Source organism: Microbulbifer discodermiae (assembly GCF_040742695.1).
Taxonomy (GTDB): Bacteria; Pseudomonadota; Gammaproteobacteria; order Pseudomonadales; family Cellvibrionaceae; genus Microbulbifer.
In genome coordinates, this window is sequence record NZ_JBFLAB010000135.1 from 1 (window position 1) to 2,021 (window position 2,021).

A 2,021-nucleotide genomic window follows, 5' to 3' on the forward strand; every position below is an offset into this window, starting at 1 on the left:
AAAGTGCGTCGGGGGCTGTAACTTGATAAAGTATCCTCCGCACTGGGCTGCATGTTCTTTAAGTGATTGATGTTACTGGGGTTGTAGTGAATCTTGTAGCGGATTTGCGTTGGGCCGTTTTTATTACAACTACTACCGGGACTATGACCCGAGGATTGGTAGATATCTCCAATCAGATCCGATTGGGCTGGATGATGGGCCGAATACCTATAGCTACGTAGATAGCAGCCCGATTAATTATGTTGACCAAAACGGCTTAAGTAAAAGGCGGCCTGGAGCGCCATCGCCTTTGCAATCATTGACAAATGTGCAAGCCAGAATATTAATTAATCAGATTCGACAAATTGACCCGGCATTTCGTTTTCCAGTAGCATCACCAGGTGGGCAGGGGCAACCAGTAAACTATAGTCCTGCTAGCATTGCTCAACTCCAAGGATTCCTTAATAATGCAAGGAATGCTGGCTATTGTGGCCCAGGGGCTTCTCTTCCTCGCCCAAGGGGGGTTCCTTCTAATTGGGTAGTTCGTCAGAGCAGGCATGGTGGTGGTAAAAGGTTTGTTGATCCTAATAACCCACATAATAGTGTCCGAGTGCAGCCCGGAGACCCCAGCAGTCCGTATCCAAATTCTCAAAACCCTTATGTGAGATTGAATCTCAATGGACAATACAGAGACATATACGGAAATCCGGGACCGAGCCGATCTCCAGACACTCATATTCCACTAAGCGAGTTTGTTTTTCCTGGCGGAGGATAGTAATGAAATCAGAGGATTGGGATGGCTTTATTTTTTCTCTAATAAAGGAGATCGCTGATAAAGAATTTCAACGAAAAGTTTGGTTTGAAGGAGACTGTGAAGAGCAATCCTCATTTACTGAGGTGGTCTGTGCACTTTATGATGACTATAATTTTGAAGACTACTTAGAATTTGAGGCTAAAAAATTTAACTCTACAGAGCTGGTATCTGAACTACAAAAATTGAATTCTAAATTGAATTGTTTTATAGATACACTAGATGGAAATGCTTTCACAGAAAAGTTTCTTACAGATAAGCGCTGGAATAGTATCCAAGAAGAAGCGCAGCAGATTATCGATATGAAGGAAAGGGGATGATATTCAGCTAATATGAAACTTAGTCAGATTGAAAATCAGCGTTTCGAAAGACTATGGAATAGTTATTAGGAGGGCCGCCCTAAAAGAAAAGGAGATTGAAATCTCAAAGGTTTTTGAGGTTATGGAAGCGACTGAGCCGCTTGGGGAGAGTGATGAGCTGCTGTCATTTGGCCCCCATTTTGGCGGTGAAGCCTCTTACGAGCTTTCAAAAAGGCTGGATTCCCTTGGATTGACCTGTAAGCGGGATTATTTCGTGTTCTACGGTAACTTTCCAAATTGGGCTAGCTTTTATGTGTCCGAGGAGTAGGCGGGCGTTAGAATCTACGAGCCAGACAGTCAATTGATTCCTTGGTCAAAAACCCACTCCCTCGTAGACGCATCAGGAACGTAGTCCCTATGCGTGTCACACTTCACACTGCCTGAGTAGATACATAGCAGACGCCAAGCGCCATAGTCGATTGATGTCAGCCCGTCGAGGTAGGGGGTGAAGCTGTATACACCCACCAGCTGCGCCGCTTGTCTAGGGGTGAGGCTTGCTTTGCATAACTCAGCTGCTACCTCTTCCGCGGTTGGCGTCAGCCATCCTTCTCGGTATCGCTGGTAAATTTCGGGTCGCGCTAGATCCGTGTCGGAGGTAGGGGTTGATGTGCTCATTTTTTGTCCTCCAATGGTGGCACCAATCAGCTGGGCTATTGGCTACACCAGTTCCGTCTCTTGCCCCCATGATACTCATACCCAAGGTTGGCGCCTATGAGTAGCTGATCTAGCGTAAGCGTCCGGCAAACTCATCTACCAAGCCAAATTCTGCGCTGTAATTTAGGTGTCCACCTATCAACAAGTGGACACCTAATATGAGTGAAATTATCCCTGCTAAGAAACCCGTGAAGCGTCGCCGGCATTCCCCGGAGCTT

Annotated in this window: 3 protein-coding genes; all 3 read left to right on the forward strand. The window is 46.1% G+C overall.

The features are described 5' to 3' along the window. Positions 1-109: 109 nt before the first annotated feature. From AB1S50_RS19345 to AB1S50_RS19355, 3 genes are read left to right on the forward strand one after another with little or no spacing between them, the layout of a single operon-like run. Positions 110-754, forward strand: coding sequence for an RHS repeat-associated core domain-containing protein (locus AB1S50_RS19345; RefSeq protein ID WP_367152898.1), 645 nt, complete (start codon positions 110-112; stop codon positions 752-754). A gap of 2 nt (positions 755-756) precedes the next feature. Then, positions 757-1,110, forward strand: coding sequence for an SCO4402 family protein (locus tag AB1S50_RS19350; RefSeq protein ID WP_367152900.1), 354 nt, complete (start codon positions 757-759; stop codon positions 1,108-1,110). A 28-nt stretch (positions 1,111-1,138) separates the two neighbouring features. Next, positions 1,139-1,417, forward strand: a complete 279-nt coding sequence (locus AB1S50_RS19355; RefSeq protein ID WP_367152902.1) for a hypothetical protein — start codon at positions 1,139-1,141, stop codon at positions 1,415-1,417. Positions 1,418-2,021: the final 604 nt, after the last annotated feature.